This is a genomic window from Marinobacter bryozoorum, from assembly GCF_023156245.1.
GTDB lineage: Bacteria > Pseudomonadota > Gammaproteobacteria > Pseudomonadales > Oleiphilaceae > Marinobacter > Marinobacter bryozoorum.
On the sequence record NZ_JAKZAH010000002.1, the window covers coordinates 130,450 to 153,508 of the forward strand.

At 61.0% G+C, this 23,059-nt stretch carries 26 protein-coding genes and 1 tRNA gene; 14 read left to right on the top strand and 13 right to left on the bottom strand.

The annotated features are described in order from the left end of the window. Nucleotides 1-2: 2 nt before the first annotated feature. Nucleotides 3-1,067, bottom strand: coding sequence for a DNA polymerase IV (gene dinB / locus MLC59_RS01690; protein ID WP_345799740.1), 1,065 nt, complete (start codon nucleotides 1,065-1,067; stop codon nucleotides 3-5). 105 nt (nucleotides 1,068-1,172) lie between these two features. Between dinB and MLC59_RS01695 the strand changes: the two genes are divergently transcribed. The 7 genes from MLC59_RS01695 to MLC59_RS01725 all read left to right on the top strand — a co-directional run bounded on the left by MLC59_RS01695 (nucleotide 1,173) and on the right by MLC59_RS01725 (nucleotide 5,719). Beyond that, nucleotides 1,173-1,466, top strand: coding sequence for a DUF1244 domain-containing protein (locus MLC59_RS01695; RefSeq protein ID WP_248230314.1), 294 nt, complete (start codon nucleotides 1,173-1,175; stop codon nucleotides 1,464-1,466). Next, entirely contained in the window at nucleotides 1,463-1,840 is a 378-nt protein-coding gene (locus MLC59_RS01700; protein ID WP_248230315.1) for a HopJ type III effector protein, read from the top strand. Before MLC59_RS01695 ends, MLC59_RS01700 begins: the two co-directional genes overlap by 4 nt. Then, nucleotides 1,837-2,610 (top strand): septum site-determining protein MinC, encoded by a 774-nt coding sequence (minC, locus tag MLC59_RS01705; RefSeq protein WP_248230316.1) that lies wholly within the window; start codon nucleotides 1,837-1,839, stop codon nucleotides 2,608-2,610. Before MLC59_RS01700 ends, minC begins: the two co-directional genes overlap by 4 nt. A 41-nt stretch (nucleotides 2,611-2,651) precedes the next feature. Continuing rightward, complete coding sequence (minD, locus tag MLC59_RS01710) at nucleotides 2,652-3,461, top strand: septum site-determining protein MinD (RefSeq protein ID WP_248230317.1); 810 nt, start codon at nucleotides 2,652-2,654, stop codon at nucleotides 3,459-3,461. Between the two features lie 5 nt (nucleotides 3,462-3,466). Continuing rightward, nucleotides 3,467-3,724, top strand: a complete 258-nt coding sequence (minE, locus tag MLC59_RS01715) for a cell division topological specificity factor MinE (RefSeq protein ID WP_248230318.1) — start codon at nucleotides 3,467-3,469, stop codon at nucleotides 3,722-3,724. Between the two features lie 50 nt (nucleotides 3,725-3,774). Beyond that, the gene (locus tag MLC59_RS01720; RefSeq protein ID WP_248230320.1) at nucleotides 3,775-4,269 is read left to right on the top strand and encodes a CBS domain-containing protein; all 495 of its coding nucleotides are present in this window, start codon (nucleotides 3,775-3,777) and stop codon (nucleotides 4,267-4,269) included. Between the two features lie 64 nt (nucleotides 4,270-4,333). Further along, nucleotides 4,334-5,719: a PhoH family protein gene (locus MLC59_RS01725; protein WP_248230321.1), complete on the top strand. Its 1,386-nt coding sequence runs from the start codon at nucleotides 4,334-4,336 to the stop codon at nucleotides 5,717-5,719. Nucleotides 5,720-5,751: 32 nt separating this feature from the next. On the opposite strand, the gene MLC59_RS01730 is transcribed toward MLC59_RS01725, so the two are convergent. Then, nucleotides 5,752-6,027: an acylphosphatase gene (locus MLC59_RS01730; RefSeq protein ID WP_248230323.1), complete on the bottom strand. Its 276-nt coding sequence runs from the start codon at nucleotides 6,025-6,027 to the stop codon at nucleotides 5,752-5,754. After that, nucleotides 6,027-6,656 carry a Crp/Fnr family transcriptional regulator gene (locus MLC59_RS01735; RefSeq protein WP_248230324.1) on the bottom strand — a complete coding sequence of 210 codons (630 nt, stop codon included), beginning with the start codon at nucleotides 6,654-6,656 and terminating at the stop codon, nucleotides 6,027-6,029. Before MLC59_RS01735 ends, MLC59_RS01730 begins: the two co-directional genes overlap by 1 nt. A gap of 105 nt (nucleotides 6,657-6,761) precedes the next feature. On the opposite strand from MLC59_RS01735, the gene MLC59_RS01740 reads away from it, so the two are divergent. Beyond that, nucleotides 6,762-6,953, top strand: a complete 192-nt coding sequence (locus MLC59_RS01740; RefSeq protein WP_248230325.1) for a YgaP family membrane protein — start codon at nucleotides 6,762-6,764, stop codon at nucleotides 6,951-6,953. A 49-nt stretch (nucleotides 6,954-7,002) separates the two neighbouring features. Here MLC59_RS01740 and MLC59_RS01745 read toward each other — a convergent pair whose 3' ends face one another. Continuing rightward, the gene (locus MLC59_RS01745) at nucleotides 7,003-8,013 is read right to left on the bottom strand and encodes a PA2778 family cysteine peptidase (protein ID WP_248230326.1); all 1,011 of its coding nucleotides are present in this window, start codon (nucleotides 8,011-8,013) and stop codon (nucleotides 7,003-7,005) included. Between the two features lie 4 nt (nucleotides 8,014-8,017). Further along, nucleotides 8,018-8,443, bottom strand: a complete 426-nt coding sequence (locus MLC59_RS01750; RefSeq protein ID WP_282450807.1) for a PA2779 family protein — start codon at nucleotides 8,441-8,443, stop codon at nucleotides 8,018-8,020. Between the two features lie 261 nt (nucleotides 8,444-8,704). On the opposite strand from MLC59_RS01750, the gene MLC59_RS01755 reads away from it, so the two are divergent. Next, nucleotides 8,705-9,919 (top strand): MFS transporter, encoded by a 1,215-nt coding sequence (locus MLC59_RS01755; RefSeq protein ID WP_248230327.1) that lies wholly within the window; start codon nucleotides 8,705-8,707, stop codon nucleotides 9,917-9,919. A gap of 148 nt (nucleotides 9,920-10,067) precedes the next feature. On the opposite strand, the gene MLC59_RS01760 is transcribed toward MLC59_RS01755, so the two are convergent. From MLC59_RS01760 to MLC59_RS01775, 4 genes are all read right to left on the bottom strand, one after another. After that, nucleotides 10,068-10,493 (bottom strand): secondary thiamine-phosphate synthase enzyme YjbQ, encoded by a 426-nt coding sequence (locus MLC59_RS01760; protein ID WP_248230329.1) that lies wholly within the window; start codon nucleotides 10,491-10,493, stop codon nucleotides 10,068-10,070. 236 nt (nucleotides 10,494-10,729) lie between these two features. Next, complete coding sequence (locus MLC59_RS01765; RefSeq protein ID WP_248230330.1) at nucleotides 10,730-11,794, bottom strand: succinylglutamate desuccinylase/aspartoacylase family protein; 1,065 nt, start codon at nucleotides 11,792-11,794, stop codon at nucleotides 10,730-10,732. A 3-nt stretch (nucleotides 11,795-11,797) separates the two neighbouring features. Continuing rightward, complete coding sequence (gene rimK, locus MLC59_RS01770; RefSeq protein ID WP_248230331.1) at nucleotides 11,798-12,703, bottom strand: 30S ribosomal protein S6--L-glutamate ligase; 906 nt, start codon at nucleotides 12,701-12,703, stop codon at nucleotides 11,798-11,800. Further along, the gene (locus MLC59_RS01775; RefSeq protein WP_248230332.1) at nucleotides 12,700-13,191 is read right to left on the bottom strand and encodes an ATP-dependent zinc protease family protein; all 492 of its coding nucleotides are present in this window, start codon (nucleotides 13,189-13,191) and stop codon (nucleotides 12,700-12,702) included. The genes rimK and MLC59_RS01775 overlap by 4 nt, the downstream gene beginning before the upstream one ends. 199 nt (nucleotides 13,192-13,390) lie before the next feature. On the opposite strand from MLC59_RS01775, the gene phrB reads away from it, so the two are divergent. Further along, nucleotides 13,391-14,797 (top strand): deoxyribodipyrimidine photo-lyase, encoded by a 1,407-nt coding sequence (phrB, locus tag MLC59_RS01780; RefSeq protein ID WP_248230333.1) that lies wholly within the window; start codon nucleotides 13,391-13,393, stop codon nucleotides 14,795-14,797. Between the two features lie 428 nt (nucleotides 14,798-15,225). Here phrB and MLC59_RS01785 read toward each other — a convergent pair whose 3' ends face one another. The 4 genes from MLC59_RS01785 to hemA form a co-directional block, all read right to left on the bottom strand. Next, nucleotides 15,226-15,969: a HesA/MoeB/ThiF family protein gene (locus tag MLC59_RS01785; protein WP_248230334.1), complete on the bottom strand. Its 744-nt coding sequence runs from the start codon at nucleotides 15,967-15,969 to the stop codon at nucleotides 15,226-15,228. Between the two features lie 250 nt (nucleotides 15,970-16,219). Further along, complete coding sequence (gene prmC / locus MLC59_RS01790) at nucleotides 16,220-17,059, bottom strand: peptide chain release factor N(5)-glutamine methyltransferase (protein WP_248230335.1); 840 nt, start codon at nucleotides 17,057-17,059, stop codon at nucleotides 16,220-16,222. After that, nucleotides 17,052-18,137, bottom strand: coding sequence for a peptide chain release factor 1 (gene prfA, locus MLC59_RS01795; RefSeq protein ID WP_248230336.1), 1,086 nt, complete (start codon nucleotides 18,135-18,137; stop codon nucleotides 17,052-17,054). The genes prmC and prfA overlap by 8 nt, the downstream gene beginning before the upstream one ends. Continuing rightward, entirely contained in the window at nucleotides 18,134-19,426 is a 1,293-nt protein-coding gene (gene hemA / locus MLC59_RS01800) for a glutamyl-tRNA reductase (RefSeq protein WP_248230337.1), read from the bottom strand. The genes prfA and hemA overlap by 4 nt, the downstream gene beginning before the upstream one ends. Nucleotides 19,427-19,666: 240 nt before the next feature. Between hemA and MLC59_RS01805 the strand changes: the two genes are divergently transcribed. The 4 genes from MLC59_RS01805 to MLC59_RS01820 all read left to right on the top strand — a co-directional run bounded on the left by MLC59_RS01805 (nucleotide 19,667) and on the right by MLC59_RS01820 (nucleotide 23,030). Next, a complete protein-coding gene (locus MLC59_RS01805; RefSeq protein WP_248230338.1) occupies nucleotides 19,667-21,415 on the top strand; it encodes a tetratricopeptide repeat protein in 1,749 nt (582 codons plus the stop codon). After that, complete coding sequence (gene lolB, locus MLC59_RS01810) at nucleotides 21,412-22,062, top strand: lipoprotein insertase outer membrane protein LolB (RefSeq protein ID WP_427901687.1); 651 nt, start codon at nucleotides 21,412-21,414, stop codon at nucleotides 22,060-22,062. Before MLC59_RS01805 ends, lolB begins: the two co-directional genes overlap by 4 nt. 1 nt (nucleotide 22,063) lies before the next feature. Beyond that, nucleotides 22,064-22,933, top strand: coding sequence for a 4-(cytidine 5'-diphospho)-2-C-methyl-D-erythritol kinase (ispE, locus tag MLC59_RS01815; RefSeq protein WP_248230339.1), 870 nt, complete (start codon nucleotides 22,064-22,066; stop codon nucleotides 22,931-22,933). 22 nt (nucleotides 22,934-22,955) lie between these two features. Continuing rightward, nucleotides 22,956-23,030 (top strand) — tRNA-Gln (locus MLC59_RS01820). Nucleotides 23,031-23,059: the final 29 nt, after the last annotated feature.

Below are 23,059 nucleotides of genomic sequence, written 5' to 3' on the forward strand. Positions count from 1 at the left end.
TGCTATTCAAACAGACGTAACTGGGTGACTGGCGCGCTGTCTTCCCGGAACCTCACCCCCACGCCCAACAGGCGAACGGGCCTTTGTTCGTCGGTAACCAGCTCATCCAGCAGGGGCAGGAATTCCCCGGCCACCGGCATGGCGCCTGGCCCCGGTTCCCGCACCCGCTCCAGGGTATGGGTTGAAAAATCACTGTAGCGGATCTTGATGAACAGCTTGTGCAACGGCTTGTGGCTACCCTTGCGCTCCAGGCGGCGGTGCAGGTCGTCCACCAGGGCGGTCATCACCTGCTGGCAGGCCTCCTTGCCGGGCAGGTCCCGGGAAAAGGTGCGCTCGACACTGACCGACTTGGCCACCCGAGTCACCACCACCGGGCGGTCGTCACGGCCATGGGCCATGTGCCACAGGCGAAGGCCCTGCTTGCCGAACAGGCGCACCAGTTCCGCCTCGCCGGCTTCGCGAAGGTCACCGCAGGTCTGGAGGCCCCTGTCATTCAGCTTGCTGGCGGTGACTGGCCCGACGCCTGACAGTTTTTCCACCGGCAGGGCCTTTACAAAGTCATCCACCTGTTCCGGTGTGATCACGAACAGGCCGTCGGGCTTGTTCCAGTCACTGGCAATCTTGGCCAGGAACTTGTTCGGTGCCACGCCGGCCGACACGGTAATACCGACACGTGCCTTCACCTGCTCGCGAATATGACGGGCCATCAGGGTGGCACTGCCCTGGAAGGCTTCCACCTCGCTGACATCCAGGAAAGCTTCATCCAGTGACAGCGGTTCCACCAGATCGGTCAGCTCCCGGAAAACGGCCATGACCTGGCGGGAAACCTCCCGGTAGCGCGGCATATCCAGGGGCACCATGACCAGGTCCGGGCACAATCGGCGGGCCTCGCCCCCGGGCATGGCCGAGCGCACTCCAAAAGCCCGGGCGCGGTAATTACAGGTGGTCACCACCCCACGGCCGCTCTGACCACCCACGGCAATGGGAACATCCCGCAACGAGGGATCGTCCCGCATTTCCACGGCGGCGTAGAAACAGTCGCAGTCGATGTGGATGATCTTGCGCACCAGGTTACGGCAGCCTCTGTATAAACGTACAGCCTTGTATCTTACGCGCTGTTGCCGAGAATGTCAGACATTTACCGGCCAATCGCGGCACAGGAACCTGAAACCATGAACGATGAATTCTCCGGCCAGACCCGCACCGAAATCGAAGCGGCGGCCTTCCGCCGGCTGGTCAGCCATCTGCAGAGCCATACCGGGGTCCAGAACATCGACCTGATGAACCTTGCCGGCTTTTGCCGCAACTGCCTGTCAAAGTGGATGCGGGCCGAGGCCGAGCAACGCGGCGTCACCCTGACCGATGCCGAGGCGCGGGAGCATATCTATGGTATGCCCTACGATACCTGGAAAGCCAAGTACCAGCAGGGCCCCAAACAGTCCCACAGCGGAGACCACGGGGAATGAACATTAACGAGGCCGTCCGCATACACCTCGCCTCCCTGGACGCCGGCCACTCGGATTTCGAAGACACCCTGGCCCTGGTTGCACGGCATTTCGACTACTCCCCCACTGGCTTCCGCAACGGTCCGCTGTACAATGCCGCCGGAGAGAACGAGGGTTCCTGCAAGGTCTTCGCCCTGGCCCAGTTCAGCAACCTGAACGAGGCGCAGGCCCTGGCCTTGTTCGGCCGCCACTACCGCGATGTTCTCGCCGATCCCGCAGGGAGCAGCCATGGCAATATTCGCCAGTTCATGACCACCGGTTGGTCCGGTATCGTTTTCGATGGCCCGGCCCTGAGGCCCACGACCACTTCTACAATCCAGGACACGCAAGCATGACCGACGCGCTGCAGGCCAATGACCGGCCCGCCTTCCAGCTCAAGGGCACCACGGTTTCCCTCACCGCCCTCGAACTGGCGTACTTCGATGAGGACTCCTTCGAAGCCGCCCTGCGGGAGAAGATCCGCCAGGCACCTGGCTTCTTCCGGGACATTCCCATCATTATCAGCCTAGACCACTACGAAGGCCCCACCGCCGAGCTGGACTTCTTCAAGCTGCTGGGCATTTGCCGTCGTCACAGCATCCACGTAGTGGGCGTACGGGGTGGTGATGACGACCAGCGCCGACTGGCCCGACATGCCGCCATAGCGATACTGCCCAGTGGAGGGCGCCAGGACAGACCGACTTCTCCGGAAGCAGCCCCGGAGGCCGGGGCGCCCGCTGAAACCACACCGGAACATGCCACCGAAAGCGCCCCAGCCACCCCGGCAGCGGCCCGAATCGTTTCCCAGCCGGTGCGTTCCGGCCAGCAGGTCTATGCGCCTGAAGGGGATTTAATTATCCTCGCACCAGTTCAGGCTGGCGCCGAAGTACTGGCGGCAGGTAACATTCATGTATATGGCCCGTTGCGCGGCAGAGCGCTCGCGGGCGTCCATGGCCAGGAAAGCGCACGGGTGTTCTGCCAGTCGCTGGAGGCAGAGCTTGTGTCCATTGCCGGCCACTATAAAATCTCGGAAGATCTGCAGGAACGCGGCTGGAAAGCCCCGGTGCAGATCCAGCTCAGGGATGACCTCCTGGTGGTCACACCACTTGACCGGTCCCCGGGCTGACACTCCCAACGCAACACTAACCAGAAGACAGGACCGCAACCTTGGCTAGAATCATCGTTGTCACATCAGGAAAAGGCGGGGTCGGCAAGACCACCACCAGTGCTTCCATCAGTACCGGCCTGGCCAAGCGAGGCCACAAGACCGTGGTGATTGATTTTGACGTGGGCCTGCGCAACCTGGACCTGATCATGAACTGTGAGCGCCGGGTGGTGTATGACTTCGTCAACGTCATCCAGGGCGACGCCAGCCTCAACCAGGCCCTCATCCGGGACAAGCGGGTCGATACGCTCTATATCCTGCCCGCCTCCCAGACCCGGGAGAAGGAAGCCCTGACCAAGGAAGGCGTGGAGAAGGTCATCAACGAGTTGTCAGAAACCTTCGACTACATCGTCTGTGACTCCCCCGCCGGTATCGAGCATGGCGCGCTGATGGCGCTGTACTATGCCGATGAGGCCGTCGTGGTCACCAATCCCGAGGTATCCTCGGTACGGGACTCTGACCGCATCCTCGGCATACTGCAAAGCAAGTCCCGCCGGGCTGAAATGGGCCAGGACCCGGTGAAGGAACACCTGCTGCTGACCCGATACAACCCCGATCGCGTCGAGAAGGGTGAAATGCTCTCGGTGGCAGATGTGGAGGAAATCCTCGCCATCCCGCTGCTGGGGGTTATCCCCGAGTCCCAGGTGGTGCTCAATGCCTCTAACCAGGGCACACCGGTCATCCTGGAAGATCAAAGTGACGCTGGCCAGGCTTACGACGACGCCGTCGCACGACTTCTGGGCGAGGAGCGGGAACACCGCTTTATGAGCTCCCAGAAGAAAGGCTTTTTCGCACGGATGTTCAAGGGGTAAACAGGATGAGCTTCCTCGATTATTTCCGGTCTCGCAAGAACACGGGATCGGCCAATGTTGCCAAAGAACGACTACAGATTATCGTGGCCCACGAGCGGGGCAAGCGGGAACAACCCGATTACCTGCCAGAATTGCAGCGGGAGCTGGTTGCCGTTATTCGCAAGTACGTCCAGATTGAAGACGATCAGGTTCAGGTCGAACTGGACCGCAACGAAGACTGCTCGGTACTGGAGCTTAACGTTACGTTGCCTGAACGCCGATAGGCCTGGTGGCCCGGGTTAACCGGGCCACCACCCACAAGGAAGGGACATCCATGACTGTTCTCGCCCGCGACATCATGACGCCAAGCGTCAAGGCGGTGCCCGCCTCCTGGACCATGGATCGCCTCGCTCGCTTTCTCACCGAAAACGAAATTGCCGGCAGCCCGGTGGTGGACGACCATGGTGACATTGTCGGCATCGCCACCCTCAAGGACATTGCCGAGTTCCGCTGGTCCTCCGACCGCAAACCCAGGGCCTGGGCGAGGCTGACGCCGGAAGAACAAAAAGAGGTCCGCCGTTTGCGCATGGTCTTCCTGGAAGAAATGACCCGTTTGCCGGTAGAAGTTCGCGATATCATGACCCCGCAAGTGTTTTCGGTTGACGAGTCGACGCCGGTGCGAGACATTGCGGATATCATGATGGGAGAACACCTGCACCGCATCTTCGTGACACGGGACAAGAAGATCACCGGCATCATCACGACCTATGACATGCTGAAACTGATATCCGACCAATCCCTGACTCGGCGCTGCGCCGACAGCGAGTGAACTGCGCATTCACTCCCGGGGACCTGGAGACCGCAAGACGCCTGCCAGAGAGGTATCGCGCCCTATGCCCAGAGCACCGCAAGCTCGCCGAAAAATGTACGTTCTCGACACCAATGTCCTGATCCACGACCCCAACGCCCTCCTCAATTTCGAAGAACACGATGTCATCCTGCCGATGACCGTCCTGGAAGAGCTCGACAGCCTCAAGTCCGGCAAACAGGCGGTTGCGGCTGACTGCCGCCAGGCCATCCGCAATATCGACAAACTGCTGGGCGATGCCAGTCCCAAGGACATCGAAAAGGGCGTTCCCATCGTCAGGGCCAAGAAGGCGAAGCCCCTGGGCACCCTTTCCATACTGATGAGCACAGGCAACGCGGGCAGCCACTCCCTGCCCGAGCACCTGAACGACAACAAGATCATCAACACCCTGGCGGAGCTCCAGGCCCGCTACAAGGCCCGTGACATCATCCTGGTGAGCAAGGACATCAACATGCGACTGAAGGCTCGCGGGTTTGGTGTGGAGGCCCAGGACTATCACAACGACCAGTTGCTGGATGACATTGACCTGCTGCCCAAGGGCTACCACGAGTTTCCCAACTCCTTCTGGGACAAGATCGAGAAGGTGGAAACCGTGCAGCGGGAAGCAGTGACCGAGCACATCCTGCGCCGGGAGGGCGAGCTTGCAAAACTCAACATCAACGAGTTTGTGATTGACCAGCTGGGCTTTATCGGCAAGGTGGTGGATATTGACGAAGACACCCTCGTGCTCCAGGACCTGCACCGGCAGGACCTGCTGGACGAGGAAGTCTGGGGCTTGGTGCCCCGTGATATCTACCAGGCCATGGCGCTGAACCTGCTGCTGGATCCGGAGGTGCACCTGGTCAACCTGACCGGCTCCGCCGGCTCGGGCAAGACCATCCTGGCGCTGGCGGCCTGTATCGAAATGACCGTGGCCAGCAAGATGTACAAGCGCATCATTGCCACCCGGTCCACCCAGGGGCTGGACGAGGATATCGGCTTTCTGCCAGGTACCGAAGCTGAGAAGATGGAACCCTGGCTGGGCGCCATCGTGGATAACCTGGAGGCACTCCACGAGGATGACGAGAACATGACCGCCAGCGTGGACTACATCCTCAGCAAGGTGCCCCTGCACTTCAAGTCGATGAACTATATCCGGGGTCGCAGCTTCCAGCACTCGCTGATCATCATCGACGAGTCCCAGAACCTGACGCCGCACCAGATCAAGACCATCATCACCCGGGCCGGTAACGGCTCCAAGGTGATCTGCCTGGGCAACCTGGCCCAGATCGACACACCCTACCTGAGCGCCCTGAGTTCAGGCCTGACCTACATGACCGAGCGCTTCAAGGGTTTCCGACATGGTGGCCATATCCATCTACAGGGTGTGCCCCGGTCAGTACTGGCGGAATACGCCGAAGCCAATTTGTAGCGGGCGTCAAAACCCGTTTGCAGCCGCAGGCTTCAGCGGATCACGAATCCGCTGAAGCCACCGCTCGCCGGGCGGGTTTCTGTTCGTACAGCGCTGACTTTTGCCGCAGGCGGCCCTTGCCAGCACCACTCTTCCAGCTCATCCAGTGCCTTCGCGGGGCCTTCCGCAACGACCTCCACCCGGCCATCGGGCAGGTTGCGCACATAGCCTTGCAGCCCCAGCTCGCTCGCCTGGCGCTCGGTGTACGCCCGATAGGACACGCCCTGAACATGGCCCTCGACCATCAGGTGACGCTGTTGGGTATCCATCAGTCGACCTCCTGTGATTGCAGTAATTCCACCCGTCCCCTGGCCAGCCGCACACGGCCATGGCGTTCGAAGTCCTTCAGCAGGCGGCTGACCACTTCCCGTGCTGTCCCCAACTCCACCGCCAGCTCCTGGTGGGTAATCAGCGCTGGCTGCCCTGAGGCGTGGGCTTTCAGCCATTCCAGCAGGCGCTGGTCGAGCCGGCCAAACGCAACTTCCTCCACCAGCAACATCAGGTCATCCAGGCGCCGCCCATAGGAAGCCATCACCTGCTGCCGGAACTCAGCCGACGCTGCCATCAGCCGGTCAAAGGCCTGGCGGGGCATCAGCAGGGCTTCTGTGGGTTCTTCCACATGGGCCTCGGCACGGTAGCCCCTGCCTGCCATAAGGCAACCAATGGAAAGGGTGCACACATCATCGGGCCCCATGCGATAAAGCACGATCCCGTGACCTGAAGCACCCAGCATCTGCACCCGGACAGAGCCGCTGATCACCATTGGCAGCCCCCGGCAGCCGTCACCTGCACGGAAAACCACATCCCCGGCAGACAGGTGAACCTGTTGCGCGTGTTGTTCTGCCTCCGCCCTCAAGCCAGAAGGCAGGCACTCAAGTAAGGCGTGCTGAGCAGCCACGGGCTCTCCCTGTTCGATAAGTGAATCGAATGTGACTTTATCACTGAGCACGGTACGCCGTCAGCGTACATTGGGAATCACATAAACCACACAAGGAGTGGCAAGATGACCAAGAACATGGGCAGTGCGGATCGGGTGATCCGCGTCATTATCGGGCTGGTTCTGCTGAGCCTGGTCTTTGTCGGGCCCCAGACCCCCTGGGGCTGGATCGGTATTATCCCTCTGGTAACCGCCGCCATCGGCGTATGCCCGCTGTATTCGATCATCGGCATCAAGACCTGCCCCACGAAGCGCTAACAGGCTCGAACAACATCCTGCCCGGCTGGCGCTGCCAGCCGGGTATTCATCATGGTTGCCCTTCGCACTCAGCTGCTGCGAGCAGATCGGTAATGTCGCAGGCAGCATTCCCGTCATCGTTCCTGTCTGTGGTGCCGGAGGCCCGGAAACGCTCGTCCTCCGGTGCCAGGGTGGCGGCACAGGAAAACGCACGGCGTGCAGCAACCGGACACTGGTTACTGTCCAGAGCGACACCAAAATTGTGCCAGCCCGGTGCAGAATCCGGGTGGAAGGTCAGTACCCGCCGAAACGCCTCGCTGGCCTGCCCCCACTGTTCCTTCGACAGCAAATGGTTGGCCAGGGCGAAGCCTGCTGCCAGGCTGTCAGGCCAGGCCTCCACCGCTGTGCGATAGCTGGCCTCCGCACTCTCCGCCTGACCCACCTCTTCCAGGTCGTGGGCCGCACGAACGTAGGTTACGGGCTCCGCCGTGGCGGGCAACTCGCCAGCAGGCAGGAAGACCCGCGCCCATCGATCCGCCCGGGCCCAGGTGTTGTCGAAGGAGCGGAATGGCTCGCGAACCTCCTCACGGGTGCCTGAATGCAGGATAAACTCCTGTTCCGGCAGGTCGTAACCAATCACCACCGCGAAGTGCCACTGGGGCCACCAGTCGAGCCGAAGGTTCTGGAAAACCAGCACGGGGTTGCCGGCATCGACCTCCCGGATGATGGCGTCGAGCTCCTTTTCCAGGGGATACACCAGCAGGCCCTCCGCCCGCGCCGTCGCCACCATTTCCACCTGCAGGCTGCCCTGACGCCCCGGCAGGTACACCCGGTCGACCATGTCCGCCAGGGAAACTCCCGCTCCCCGGTGATTGAGGCCCATGGCGAGCGCGGCCGGTCCGCATTGGTAATCTTCCTGGGGATAGAACGGCACGGAGTCGATCAGGGCGTGCTCGGCTACACCGGTCTGGTCTGCTGTTTGCGGACCCGGGTAGTTTCCCGGCCCGGCACAACCGGCGATCAAAACGAGGAGCAGCGAAAGGATGCCGGCCCTTGCAGGGCCGGCTTTCAATACCGCCATGGCGTCAGTTGACGCAGTTGACGAAGCTGTAAATATTGGTGGCGCAGAGCATATCGGTAATAATGAACACGAGCAGGAACAGCACGATAATGCCAACCACACCGCCTACACCAGCGCCTGCCGGGGATTCATCCAGCGCCTGGTTGAATTCGGACAATTCCTCTGCGGTCAGGTTATCAATCCGTTGCTCGACCTGGTCCGGGTCGACGCCCAGGGAGGCCAGCTTCTCCTGTACCTCGCCAGTGGCCAGCATCGCCTTGAGCTCGGCCCGGTCCACCCGGACCTGCTCCGATTGCAGGACTTCCGCTGTGGATACCGGTTCTGTGGGGGAGGCTGTGCCTTTGGCGAAAGCCATGCCGGTGGTGGTCAGACTCATCAGTACGATCATGATCAGCGCGACGGGACGTCGGAGGGTTTTCCTGAAATCCATAGCAGAATCCTCATGGTGAACTTGATGATTTAACGGCAGATTTGTCCAACCGGACAAGCGCCACACACTTTTTTATCATGGACCAGCCTCCACAAAATGTATAGCAAGGTGACACAATCGCAATCTTCGGCGAGGTTTTGACCAGGCCCTGAAAGACCTTTGATATCAGCCGTTAGCCAACGCCGCCATAACAGCTGTTGACGTCCAGATGCCATTCGCCTACTTTCGAATAGCCTACTAACAACAACACCGGTACCGATAATGAACACCCCTGCCCGTCCCCCGATGCCCCTGATGATCGTCACTGGCATGATGTGCACGATCACCCTCGTCGTCTTTGCCCGCCTGGCCTATGGCCTGGTGGTTCCAGGCATGCGCGACGGCATGGGCATCAGCTACGCCCAGGCTGCCAACCTGGGAACAGTCACCGCACTGGGGTACCTGGCATTATTGATGGTGGCGGGCGTGTTTGCGGCACGCTATGGAGGCAAGCAGGCGATCCTCATTGGTCTGGGCTTCGCCGCGACAGGTTTCACCGGTATGGCCCTGTCCGAAAGCTACTGGTTCAGTATGGCCATGATGGCGTTTCTTGGTTTCGGTACCGCCTTCGGTTATACCCCGCTGATTTCCCTCCTGGGCAGCTGGTACCCGGAAAAGCGGGGCTCGGTAATTGGCTTTGCCAACGGCGGCGTGGGGCTGGGACTGTTCATTGCCGGGGTGCTGGTGCCCTGGCTGACCACCACCTGGCCGGAAAGCGGCTGGCGCCTGGTATGGGCCGTGTTCGGGACGGCAGCGGTAGTGGTCTCGGTTGTGGTTGCCCTGTTCCTGAAAAACCCGCCTGGCGCAGGTGGCAGCGGCGGCCCGCAGGATCCGGTACCGGCAGCAAGGTCCGGCGTCTACCGGAATCCCCACGTCATTAACGTCGGCCTGATCTACGGTATTGTCGGCCTGACCTACATCGTGCAGACCATTTTCATGTTCAGCTTCGCCATCGAATCCGGTGTGCCCACGCTCACCGCCGGGCGGCTGGCGTCGGTCATGGGGCTTCTGGGCCTGGTGGCGGGTCCCTTCTGGGGCTGGATCTCCGACCGGATCGGACGTTCCAACTCGCTGGTGCTGTGCATGGCCTTCAGTGCGAGCGCCATGGCCTTGCCAGTCCTGTCACCCACCTTGCCAGCCTTTGCGGCTCACTTCTTGATCCTGGGACTGTGCGTGTCCGGGCTGTTCACCTCGGTACTGGCCGCTTCCACAGAAACGGTGCACCCCCGGCTTGCGCCAGTGGCCGTCAGCTTCGTCACTCTGTTTTTCGCAGTTGGCCAGTTAATCGGCCCGGCAGCGGCTGGCGTAATTATCGAGTCTGCCGGCTTTGCCCGGGTATTTACCATCACTTCATCCCTGATGGCATTCGGCATCCTGCTTTGCTGGTACAGCCGGTACAGTCAGCAGCGTATGACGGCGACGGCACAACAGGTCTGATGGCATAAGCGGTTTGGCGGCGGCCTCCCCTGGAACTGCCCGGGCCTGTCAGACAGTGGCCAAACCTTCCCGTCAGGCCGTCAGTGGCGCAACAGGCCAGCCAGGTAACCGGTTGAGGCACTAACATGCCCTTTCCGGGAGCAGGCGTTTACCAGCGCCCTTGCAGTGTTGCCACGATACGTCGCCCACCACCCCGGTTACGGTGTTCGCACAGGTAGATGCCCTGCCAGGTGCCCAGGGCGAGGTGGCCGTCGCTTACGGGGATGGTCAGACTCGGGCCGATAAGGATGCTCTTGATGTGTGCCGGCATGTCGTCCGGGCCTTCCAGCGTGTGCTCATAGTGGGGCGCATTCTCGGGCACCATGACATTGAGGTGGCGCTCTATATCACCCCTTACGTCCGGATCGGCGTTTTCGTTGATGGCCAGCGAGGCGGAGGTGTGCTGGATAAACAGGTGCAGCAGGCCTACCTGGCAGTTGACCAGATCGGGGCCGTTGGCGAGCACGTCGTTGGTGATGAGGTGGACACCTCTCGGGTACTCCTGGAGCTGGATGGTTGCCTGGTCCCAGATCATGTTGGCTCCTCTTTCTTGGTCCGCTCTGTTCCAGTTTGGGTTCGGGGTCAGGGTTTGGGGGCTGGCCGCTGCGGCGGGACAGGTTTTCTCCGCCGCAATTCAGGGGCCGTCCTGGCGCCCGCCTTGCTCCGGGCCATCCATGGCCCTGCTGCGAAAACCTGTCCCGCCACACCGTCCGAGCTAACCTGTCAGTTACCGCTGACGTCTACTACCCTGGATAAGCTCGGGTAATCCGTTTACTTGGGGTCATTATCCCAGGGATGTACAGGCAAAACCGCTTCTGTCACTTCCGGGTCGAGGGACGAGCGGAAGTAGTCCATGGCCTTTTCTGCCTCCCCCAGTTCATCGAACCGCGCGACGTGGTAGATGGCTTCGCCTTCATTCACCAGCGGGAGGTTGTTGACGCAGATAACGATGCCGGAGATGGGCGAAACCACGCTTTCTTCAGTCTCACCGAACGGGTCTGCAACCATGGCCAGGCGCTGGCCCTTGCGCACCTTCTGACCGAGCTTGGCTACGGGCCGCATGATACCGTCGATATCCGCCCGCACCCAGGTGGACATGGCCGCGGTTTCGGACCGTTTGCGGGGCGCTTTCGGCCCCTTCTTGCTGGGGATCATTTCCAGTGCGCGCATAACCCGGATTACGCCTTTTACGCCGCTGGTGATGACCACGTCGTCAAACCGCAGCGCTTCACCACCTTCGAAGGTGATTACCGGGATGTCCTGGGAGTCGGCGTATTCCCGCAGGCTGCCTTCCCGCAGGCTGGCATTGAGGATGATCGGCGCGCCGAAGGCCTCGGCCATGCGCACGGTTTCCGGGTTTTTCAGCTCGGCCCGGATCTGCGGCAGGTTGAAGCGGTGAATGGCGCCAGTGTGCAGGTCGATGATGTGGGTGACCTTCTCCATGATCTGGGTGCGCAACAGATAGGCAATGCGCCCACCCAGGGAGCCGCTCTCGCTGCCGGGAAAACAACGGTTAAGATCCCGCCGGTCCGGCAGGTAGCGGGTACGTTGCACGAATCCGAAGATATTGACGATGGGCACCGCCACCAGGGTGCCCCGAAGGTGACGCAGGGCGGAGTTCTTGAGCACCCGGCGGACGATTTCCACGCCGTTGATTTCGTCACCGTGAATGGCACCGCACACCATCAATACCGGGCCGTCGCGACGGCCATGGACCACCTCCACCGGAATGTGCAGGGGCGTGTGGGTATACAGCTTGGCAACAGGCACCTCGACGGTCTGTCGGGTGCCGGCCTTGATTTCAGTGTCCGCTATAACAAAGGGTGCTCGGGCCACAGGTTAACCTCTGCCTTTGGTTCTTGTTTTCCAGGGTTTATGGTTCTTTTCAGTCCAGTTGATGATCATACCTGCTACGTTCTTGCCGGTGGCATTTTCGATGCCTTCCAGGCCAGGTGAAGAGTTCACCTCCATCACCAGTGGACCACGGCTGGAGCGCAACAAGTCGACACCGGCCACGTTCAGGCCCATGGCCTTGGCGGCAGTGATGGCGGTACGCCGCTCTTCCGGCGTTATACGCACCAGCGATGCAGTGCCACCCCTGTGCAGGTTGGAACGGAATTCCCCTTCTGCGCCCTGGCGCTTCATGGCAGCGATCACCTTGTCACCGATCACAAAGCAGCGAATGTCCGCCCCGCCGGCTTCCTTGATGAACTCCTGCACGAGGATGTCCGCCTTCAGGCCCATAAAGGCCTCGATGACACTCTCCGCCGCCTTGCGGGTCTCCGCCAGTACCACGCCGATGCCCTGGGTTCCCTGCAGCAGCTTGATGACCACCGGGGCACCACCCACCATTTGGAGCAGCTCCGGGACGTTATCGGGCTTGTTGGCGAACCCGGTGACCGGCATGCCAACGCCCTTTCGGGCGAGCAGCTGCAACGACCGCAGCTTGTCCCGGGACCGGGTAATGGCCACGGATTCGTTGACCGGGAACACGCCCATCATCTCGAACTGGCGCAGCACCGCCGTACCGTAGAAGGTCACCGAGGCGCCGATACGGGGAATCGCCACATCGAAGTCCTCCAGCACTTCCTCGTGATAATGGATCCGGGGATCGGCGGATGTGATATTCATGGAGCAGTGCAGCGCATCAATCACCCGCACCTCGTGCCCCCGGTTAATACCCTCTTCCACCAGGCGACGCGTGGAATACAGGTGCCTGTTACGGGAGAGAATTGCTATTTTCATTCGTCAGTCCTCAGTACCGGTTCTCCGGCGAGATAGGAGGCTTCCGGCATGACCGTACAGCGGCCAGCCATGGCAGTTCGGCCCAACAGCATACGGAATCGCATGGAATCCCGATTGGTCAGGGTCATTTCGATGGGCCAGCTCTGATCACCCACTACCACACGGGTTTCAATGACCAGTCGCATTTCCTGGTGGCCACCGGAATCGGTGACGGTGCGCTCATCAATTACCACCGCATCACACTCCACCACGTTATGCAGGTTGTGTTGCTCCGGGTGTACCCAGAACTTCACTCGGCGCTGGCCATTTTCCGTGTAGGGTTCGGTTCGGAAGGTGTGCAGGCAAGACGTGCGGGCACCGGTGTCCACCTTTGCCTTCAGGCGCGGGATGTCCAGCTCCGGCAAGGCCAGCCACTCCCTCCAGCCGAGGGCAACACGCTCACTGACACCCTCACCGGGCGCCTGCTTGGGCGGTGAATTTCCAGGCATGGTCTGGTTCCTTGTGTTGTTATAGGGGCCATGAAACTGAGCGCATTAGAAGGGGCAATGCCCCTCCACTCAATACGCATAATTGCCAACGGGGAACTTTTAAAGAATCAATAAGCTACACTCACTATAATCCAGCCGGGGACTTCCGGCGAATAATCCCCTGCCGTTCATTCATCCCCATAGCTTCAGGATTGTCGCCATGCCCCACCTGGTCTGGTTCCGTAACGACCTTCGCACCGCCGATAACCCCGCCCTCGCCGCGGCTTGCGGCAAGCAGCAAAATGTCCAGGCGCTGTTTATACTCACCCCCGGTCAATGGCAGCAGCATGACTGGTCCCCTGCACGGGTCGGTCAGTTACTGGGCCACCTGGACGACCTGGGACAGCAACTGGCGAAGCTGGGCATAGCGCTTGATATTCTCGAAGGTGACGACTTCGCCGGAAGCCTTCAGCAACTGGCAGATTACTGCCACCAGCATGGTATCCGTGCGCTGCACTTCAACGAAGAATACGGAATCAACGAGCGTCGGCGGGACAAACAGGTCCATGACCGGCTGACGAAAGACGACATCACGGTCAAAAAATACCGGGACCAGACCGTGGCACCGGTCGGTACCATACGCACGGGCAAGGATGAACCCTATTCGGTATTTACCCCCTTCTCCCGGCGCTGGCGCCAATGGATAGAAGACACCTCTCCCACGGTTTTCCCGGTACCTGACCCAGCGGGTGAACCGCTACCCTGGAGTCCCCACGGCCATACCCCGGAAAACCTGGGCTTCCCCTCTCCGCCACCCACGCTGGTCGCTCCCTCAGAGAGCAGCGCCCACGACCAGCTTGAGTCGTTCCTTGATGAGCGATGCGGCAACTACAAGTCCAGGCGAGACTTCCCTGCCCTGGATGGCACCAGCCAGCTCTCACCTTACCTGGCCATTGGAGCCCTGTCCGGGCGGCAGTGCCTGATAGCAGCCCGGGAGGCACAGGGGCGTGGTGGTAACCAGGAGGGATTCAGCACATGGGTCAACGAGATTGCCTGGCGGGATTTCTACATCCACATCCTTTATCACTACCCCCGGGTCAGCATGCACCGGGCCTTCAAACCGGACACGGAAGCCCTGCGCTGGAACGATCCCGGCGAGCACTTCGAGGCCTGGAAGGCGGGGCGCACGGGCATCCCGATTGTGGACGCTGGTATGCGTCAGCTTCGGGAAACCGGCTGGATGCACAATCGCCTGCGGATGATCACCGCCATGTTCCTGAGCAAGAACCTGTTTATCGACTGGCGCCTTGGGGAGGCGTGGTTCATGCAGAACCTGGTGGACGGTTTCCTGGCTTCCAACAATGGCGGCTGGCAATGGAGCGCCTCCACCGGCACGGATGCGGCGCCCTACTTCCGGGTGTTTAACCCGGTGACCCAGAGTGAGCGGTTTGATCCGAAGGGGGAGTTTATCCGTCGCTGGGTGCCCGAGCTGGCCAAACTGGATAACAAGCGGATTCACAACCCAGGTGCCGGGGGTGTGATACCCGGGGGGTATCCTCGCCCTATAGTGGACCTCAAAGAGAGCCGGAAAGAAGCTATTGCGCGGTTTGAGGCGTTAAAAAGGTAGCTCGCTGAACCTGGAGGCTGGCACCTTGGTATGAAGCGTGTGGTGGGAGACCTTTTTCCGGGACCGTCGAGCGCCAGGGAAGGCGCTCGTCGAGCCCTACATGGACGTACTCGCGGGCGTGTCCCGTAAAAAGGTATCGCTCCACGCGCCACCCCCGCGTTGGCAGGCCAGCCGGGCTGAGATTCACTCCAGTATGTTTATTGCTGTTCCGATGCCTGAAGCCATACAAGACTGCGACCAGCTGCGGGGCGCGAACGGCGATGACCTTTTCCGGGACACGCCGTGAATCCATCCATGGAGGCTCTTCAAAAACGTCCCTGTTTTTGAAGGTCCCGGAAAAGGTCCTCACCTTACGCGCTGGAACCTTGGTGCCATTCTCGCCGCCAGCCTTGGATAATGTCCTGGCGCTGCGAGGCTGAAGATAACTGTCAACTACAAACCGGACAATCCGGATCCCGGGCCAGCTTCATCTCCCGCCATTCCATCTGCCAGGCATCCAGGATCAGCAGACGGCCAATCAATGGTCGCCCCTTGCCGGAAATCACCTTGATGGCCTCCATGGCCTGGGTGGCACCGATCATACCCACCAGCGGACCGATCACCCCGGCCTCGGAACAGGTCAGGTCCTCATTGCCCTGCTCCGGATACAGGCAGTGATAACAGGGGCTGCTTTCGTCCCGGGAATCGAATACCGACACCTGGCCCTCTCCGCGAATAGCCGCACCGGAGACCAGCGGAACCCGGGCCGCAACGCAGGCCCGGTTCAGGGCGAACCGCGTATTGAAATTGTCGGTGCAGTCCAGCACCAGGTCCACGCCGGCAACCACTTCCGCCAGGAGCTCCCCTTCCAGCCGCTCCACGCGCGCCGTTACCGAAATCTCCGGGTTGATCGCCCTGACCCGCTCGGCCAGTACCTCGGCCTTGGGACGGCCAACCGCGGCCTGGCCGAAGGCAATCTGCCGCTGGAGATTGGCCAATTCAACTGCGTCGTCATCCGCCAGCACCAGCTGTCCCACCCCGGCTGCGCCAAGGTACAGGGCAACCGGACAGCCCAGGCCTCCGCTGCCGACCACCAGTACCCGGGCCTGCTTCAGGGCCAGCTGGCCTTCTACATCGAATCTGGGGAGGAGCAACTGGCGGCTGTATCGGAGGAGTTCATTGTCGTTGAGCATTATGAAACCCTTGATTGGCTAGCGAATCTGCGGCCCTTCGACAGGCTCAGGGCAAGCGGAACGCACTGAGGGTGCTGTTTTGGCCACGAAATCCACGAAAGAACACGAAAGTTAAAAAAACAAAGGCTGCTTTTCCATTGTCATTTTTTAGTGTTCTTTCGTGGATTTCGTGGCTGAGAATTCTTTTCATTTGTCCGTACCCCGTTCGCCCTGAGCTTGTCGAAGGGCTGTGGATTCCGTGGCAAAAAAATTAGTGCCAGCGCCCCAGAGTCAGCCGGTCATTGTCACCATAGTCCCTGCGGGTCTCGATACCCGAATAGCCGGCGGTCCGGAACAGTGACCTTACCGCCTCCCCCTGATTGTAGCCATGCTCCAGCACCAACCAGCCCCCGGGGGTAAGCCAGTGCTGACTCTCGGTTACCAGGTGTCGTATCGCGTCCAGCCCGTCGGAGCCGGATACCAGGGCCGAATCGGGCTCGTGGCGAACATCGCCCCGGGACAGGTGGCGATCACCTTCCTCTATATAAGGCGGGTTGGAAATGACCAGGTCAAACTGCTGTGGCTCCACCTCATCGAACCAGTGACTGCGGATCACTGTGAGCGGCAGGCCGCATCGCTCGGCATTGCGGCGAGCCAGGGCGACCGCTGCAGGCACCAGGTCCGCGGCCAGCACCTGCCAGCCCGTCCGCTCCCTGAGCAGGGCCAGGGCGATAGCGCCGGTGCCTGTCCCCAGGTCGATGACCCGTGCCCTTTCAGGCAGTTCCAGTTCCAGGGCGGCTTCCACCAGGCACTCGGTGTCCGGGCGGGGGATCAGGGTATCGGAGGTGACTTCCAGGGTCAGCGACCAGAAGTCCTGGTGGCCCAGGATGTGAGCGATGGGCTCACCCATTGAACGTCGTGCAACCAGATGGCGGAAATGCTCTAGCTGTTTATCCGTCAGTTCCGTCTCGGGAAAGGCCCGGAAGCGGGTCCGGGACCAGCCGGTGACCTCCGCCAGCAGTAACTCCGCATCCAGTCGCGGAGACTCGCTCCCGATCCGTCCGCAAGCCTCTGCCAGGGCCTGTTCGCAGGTCAGCAACGGTTCACTCATCCGACAGGCTGGCGAGCAGGTCTGCCTGGTGCTCCTGCTGCAAAGGCATGATCACCGGGCCCAGGTCGCCTGCGATCACCTCATCCAGTTTATAGAGGGTAAGGTTGATGCGGTGGTCAGTCACACGCCCCTGGGGGAAGTTGTAAGTGCGGATACGCTCAGAGCGATCGCCACTGCCCACCAGGCTCTTGCGGGCAGCAGCCTGGCTCTGGGCCTGCTTTTCCGCCTCCATGTTCTTGAGCCGGGACTGCAGGAAGCTCATGGCCTTGGCCCGGTTCTTGTGCTGGGAACGCTCTTCCTGGCACTCCACTACGATACCGGTGGGAATATGGGTGATACGGATGGCCGAATCCGTCTTGTTGACGTGCTGACCACCAGCACCGGACGCACGGAAGGTATCTACCCTCAGATCGGCCTTGTTGATCTCGATAGCCTCGGCCTCGTCCGCTTCCGACATAACGGCCACGGTGCAGGCGGAAGTATGGATACGCCCCTGGGACTCCGTCTCCGGCACCCGTTGCACACGGTGCGCGCCGGATTCGAACTTGAGGGCACCATAGACGCCATCACCACTGACGCGGCTGATGATTTCCTTGTAACCGCCGTGCTCTCCCTCGCTGGCGCTGATCACCTCTACCTGCCAGCGCCGGGTTTCCGCATAGCGGCTGTACATACGGAAAAGATCACCGGCAAACAGGGCAGCCTCGTCGCCGCCGGTGCCGGCGCGGATTTCCAGGAATACGTTCTTGCTGTCATCCGGGTCCTTGGGCAGCATCAACCGTTGCAGTTCTTCATCCAGTTCATCGCGTTTCTGGCGGGCGGACGTTATTTCCTCCTCCGCCATCTCACGCATGTCGGCATCCCCTTCCCGGGCCAGCTCCTCGGCGGTAGCCAGGTCGTCCAGGGTGCGACGCCAGGCCTGGAAGCACTGGACGATGGGCTCGATCTCGGCAAATTCCTTCGATAGTTCACGGAACTGCTTCTGGTCAGCAATCACGCCCGGGTCACCCAGCAACGCGCTGACTTCCTCGAAGCGGTCAACCAGTTGCTCGAGGCGGGCCTGAATGGATGCTTTCATGTTTTTTCCAGTGTGATGGGACTGTCCTGCGGGTCCAGGGCTTCGAGCTGGTGCAACTCGCGCAGCCACCCGGCCACTTCCGGACGACCTTCAGCAGACGCCTTGCGTACCTGCACTGAAGGTTCATGCAACAGCTTGTTGGTCAGCCCGCGGGCCAGGCTGCGCAACACGGTCTCGGGATCATTGCCATTGCTCAGCGCCTTGAGCGCCTTGGCCACTTCCAGGTCCCTCAAAGCCTCCGCACGCTCGCGATATTGTTTGAGGGTAGACACTGCATCCAGGGCTCGAATCTGACTGAGGAAGTCCTGGGTACCAGCAACGATCAGGTTCTCCGCTTCCCGCGCAGCCCCTTCCCGGGAGCGCAGGTTTTCTTCGATCACCTGGCGCAGGTCGTCAACGGTATACAGGTAGACATCATCAAGGCGGGCCACTTCCGGCTCGATATCCCGGGGCACCGCGATATCGACCATGAAATAAGGACGATGTTTACGCTTTTTCAGCGCCCGCTCGACAGCACCCTTGCCCAGGATAGGCAGCGGGCTGGCCGTGGAGGAGATAATAATGTCAACATCCTTCAGGTGCTCCGGTATATCGGACAGCACAATGCCCCGCCCGCCGTGGGCCTCAGCCAGGGCCTGGGCCCGCTCCACGGTCCGGTTGGCAACAATGAAGTCTTTGACACCCGCCTCTGACAAATGCCGGGCCACCAGTTCGATGGTCTTGCCGGCACCGATTAACAACGCCCGGTTACGGGACAGGTCGGAGAAGATATGGTGCGCCATGCTGACCGCTGCATAGGCAACAGACACCGGGTTCTCACCGATGGCCGTTTCGGTCCGCACCCGCTTGGCCACGGAGAAGGTATGCTCGAACAGGCGCGACAGGAAGGAACCACTGGCACCATGCTCCCGGGCCAGGGCGTAGGCGTCCTTCAGCTGCCCCAGTATCTGCGGCTCACCCAACACCATGGAATCCAGGCCAGCAGCCACACGCATCACATGCCGCACCGCTTCACTGTCCCGATGGATATACACGGAATTTTCCAGGTCAGCCGGCGCCAGCTCATGGAAGCCAGCCAGCCACCGCAGCAGGACCGGGGCACAGTCGTCGTCACCGGCAAGGTACAATTCCGTGCGGTTGCAGGTGGACAGAATAGCCGCCTCGCTGGCGCCGGTAGCCACCTGCAGCTCACGGAATGCGTCCGGTATACGCTCCGGCGTAAAAGCTACCCGCTCACGGATCTCCAGTGGCGCCGTGCGATGGTTAATACCCAGTGTGATTAGTGCCATAGTGAACGAGCAGACTCCGAAGCCGGTCCCGAAAAGGGCGGACTTGACGTTTATAAAGGGCATTTTACCGGCGCAACCGCCGGTCTGCCACCCGCCAATGGAGGTATACCGCTGATAACACCACTCTGTACGGACAATCCGAAGCCATAATAGCCGGGTGTTAACGGGCGACTTGGGCCCGTCCCGGCCTTGTGCCATCATAGCCTGTCGACGGCCTTGCCCTTTACCCCAGGAAGCCCAATGCCAAGAAAAGCCCTGTATCTCGCTATCAGTCTTCTCGCCTTCACCGGCTGCGCCAGCATGGACGCCCGCGACCCTGAACCAGGCCCGGCAGAACATCAGGAGCCAGCATCAGCCACAGAGCCGCCGGGTGCAGAGGCACCCTTAACCGAACGGGAATTCCGTCCGGAAGAACTCTACCTTCTCCTGACGGGGGAGATAGCGGCGCAACGGGGCCGTTACGATGTCACCCTGGCCAATTACGTCGAGGCGGCAGTACAGTCCGGTGATACCGGCGTGATCAGACGGGCACTGCTGATTGCCGAATCCCTTAACAGCCAGAGCGCCGTACGCACCCTCACTGAAACCTGGATCGACGTAGCCCCCAAGAACGAGGAAGCGCGCCGGGCAGCAGCCATCCAGGCCCTGCGGGATGGCGACCTTGGAGCTACCCTAAACCACCTGGAGCAGATTCTTCAGATGGGGGGTGATGCTGACTTTGACGGCCTGGCGGCCATGACACCAAGATTGCCCCAGGATCAGCAGCGTGAACTGGGGCGACTGTTCGGCGAACTACAGGACCGGCACCCGGACAATGCGGAAATCCGTTACAGCACCGCCCTGCTGCAGAACCTGACCGGTTCCCCGGAAACCGCGCTGGAAACATTACGCCCCCTGATGGAGCAAAAGCAAAGCGAGTTCCAGCCTGCGCTCGTGCTCCAGGGAGAGCTGCTTTATGAACTCGGACGCACGCGCGAGGCCCTGCAGCACCTGCAGACCAACTCCCGTCGTTACCCGGAAAGCCGGCAGCTGGGTACACTCTATGCCCGTATCCTGGTCAGCGAGGAAGAAATGCGCGCCGCCCAGGACGAGTTCAGCCGCCTGGTGGAACAGTTCCCCGGTGAGCACGGCCTGCGCCTGTCCCGGGCGCTGGTGGCTATCGAGAACGATGAGCTGGCGCTGGCACGCCAGGACCTCCGCCATCTGATCGCCATTGGCCAGCAAACCAGCCAGGCCCACTATTACATGGGGCAGATTGCCGAGAAACAGGGCCACCCGGACCAGGCCATTACCTGGTACGACCAGGTTAGCGAAGGCAGCCACTACCACCCTGCCCTGAGCCGGGCTGCAGAATTAAGGGCAAGGGCGGGTGACCTGGACTCGGCCCTCGAGCAGTTGCGTGGAGTACGCGAAGCCAACCCTGACGACGCAGCAACCCTGTGGCTGCTCGAGGTAAACCTGCTGCAGGGCCATAACCTGCACGACCAGGCCCTGGCCACGGCTACCGAGGCCCTGGAAGCACACCCGGAAGATCAGAGCCTGCTCTACGCACGGTCAATGATCCATGAACACCTGGACCAGATCGACCAGGCCCTGGCCGACCTGCGCACAATGATAGAACTGAAACCGGATAACCCTACAGCCCTCAACGCCCTCGGCTACGTGATGACGATCCACTCCGAGCAACTGGAAGAGGCGCAGGGTTATATAGAACAAGCCCTGGCCCTGGACCCCGGCAACCCTGCTGTACTGGATAGCATGGGCTGGGTCCTGTATCGCCAGGGGGACAAGGAGGGCGCGCTGGACTACCTTCACCAGGCTTACGAAATCTATCCGGACCCGGAAATCGCGGCCCACTACGGTGAAGTACTCTGGTCTCTCGGCCAGCGGGCCCAGGCCCGGGTAGTCTGGGAACGGGCCGCGGACGACGACCCGGAACACGAACTTTTGCAGGAGACCCTGCAACGACTGGGTGTAGATGACCTGTGAGCATCCTGGATCGCGTACTCATCAAACCACTTGCCATACTGACACTGGCCCTCACCCTGGGCGCCTGCGCAACCCTTGAGCAGGAACCCCTGCCTGCGGGATTCAGTGAGCAACCACCTGCCGACTGGGCCGAGCGGCAGCGCACGCTGCAGAACTTCAGTCACTGGGTATTGACCGGCAAGCTCGCCGTTCGCCAGCCTGGCGAGAGCGGCTCTGCAGTCATCAATCGCTGGACCCAGGACAACGAGCACTATGAGCTTGCCCTGTCCTCCAGCTTCCTGGGCATGGGCAGCACCCGCCTCGAAGGCTCCCCGGGGTTTATCGAGCTGGAACTGCCTGATGGCGAAACCTACGCCTCATCGGATCCCCAGGGGTTGATCTATGCCGCCACCGGCTGGGAGTTGCCCATTGAAGCGCTGGTGTGGTGGGTCCGGGGGCTGCCCGCGCCGGAAGGTGAATTCCGCCTGGCCTTTAACCAGGACGGTCAACTCGCCCAGTTACAACAGAAAGGCTGGACCATCCGCTATGAGCGTTGGCGTGCATTCATGGATGACCGGCCGGACCTGCCGGCTCGCCTGACAGCACGCAAGGACCAGAAGCTGGTGCGACTGGTGGTGTCCTCCTGGCAGCCTGACGGGGCCGACTGACATGACAGCGGGCACCCCCAGGGCAATCACACTGCCTTCTCCTGCCAAGCTTAACCTGTTCCTGCATATCACCGGGCGCCGCGCTGATGGCTACCACGAACTGCAGACCCTGTTTCAGTTCCTGGACTATGGTGACAGTCTCACCTTTAAGCTTAGAGAAGATGGCATGATTACCCTGACGCCTGGGCTGGAGGGCGTACCGCCAGAGCAGAACCTGGTTGTCCGGGCCGCCCGGAGCCTCCAGCAAGCATCCGGGACTACCCTGGGGGCTGACATCCTCCTGGACAAAAAACTCCCCATGGGGGGCGGTCTCGGCGGCGGCAGCTCCAATGCCGCCACCACACTGGCAGGCCTCAACTACCTTTGGCAGACCGGGCTGTCAGAAGACGAACTGGCGGAGCTGGGCCTCGCCCTTGGCGCCGATGTGCCGGTATTTGTGCGCGGCCGGGCCGCCCTGGGGGAAGGCGTGGGCGAAAAACTGACCCCCGCGAGCCCGCCTGAAGACTGGTTTATTGTTGTTAAACCACCGGTTGAAATCAGCACCGCTGAAATTTTTTCAGATCGAGGGTTGACAAGAAACACCCCCCGAATCACAATAGCGCCCGCTTTTGAGGGAGACGCCTCAGGGTACCGAAACGATTGCGAGGATGTAGTCAAGCGACTGTATCCAGAGGTAAGAAACAGCCTGGACTGGCTGAGCAAATTCGGACCCGCAAGGTTAACCGGAACAGGGGCTTGCATCTTTGGACGCTTCCCCACAGAAGCAGAAGCCCTGAAAGTCTGGGCAAAAAGACCCACCGGCATCAAGGGGTTCGTAGCTAGAGGGGTGAACTATTCACCACTTCACACAAAGCTGACAGAGCTTAAATGATGCCGAGAAAGCAGCACGATACTGGGGTGTCGCCAAGTGGTAAGGCAACGGGTTTTGATCCCGTCATGCGCAGGTTCGAGTCCTGCCACCCCAGCCACCTTTCTTCCTCTTCCTCTGAATCCAAAG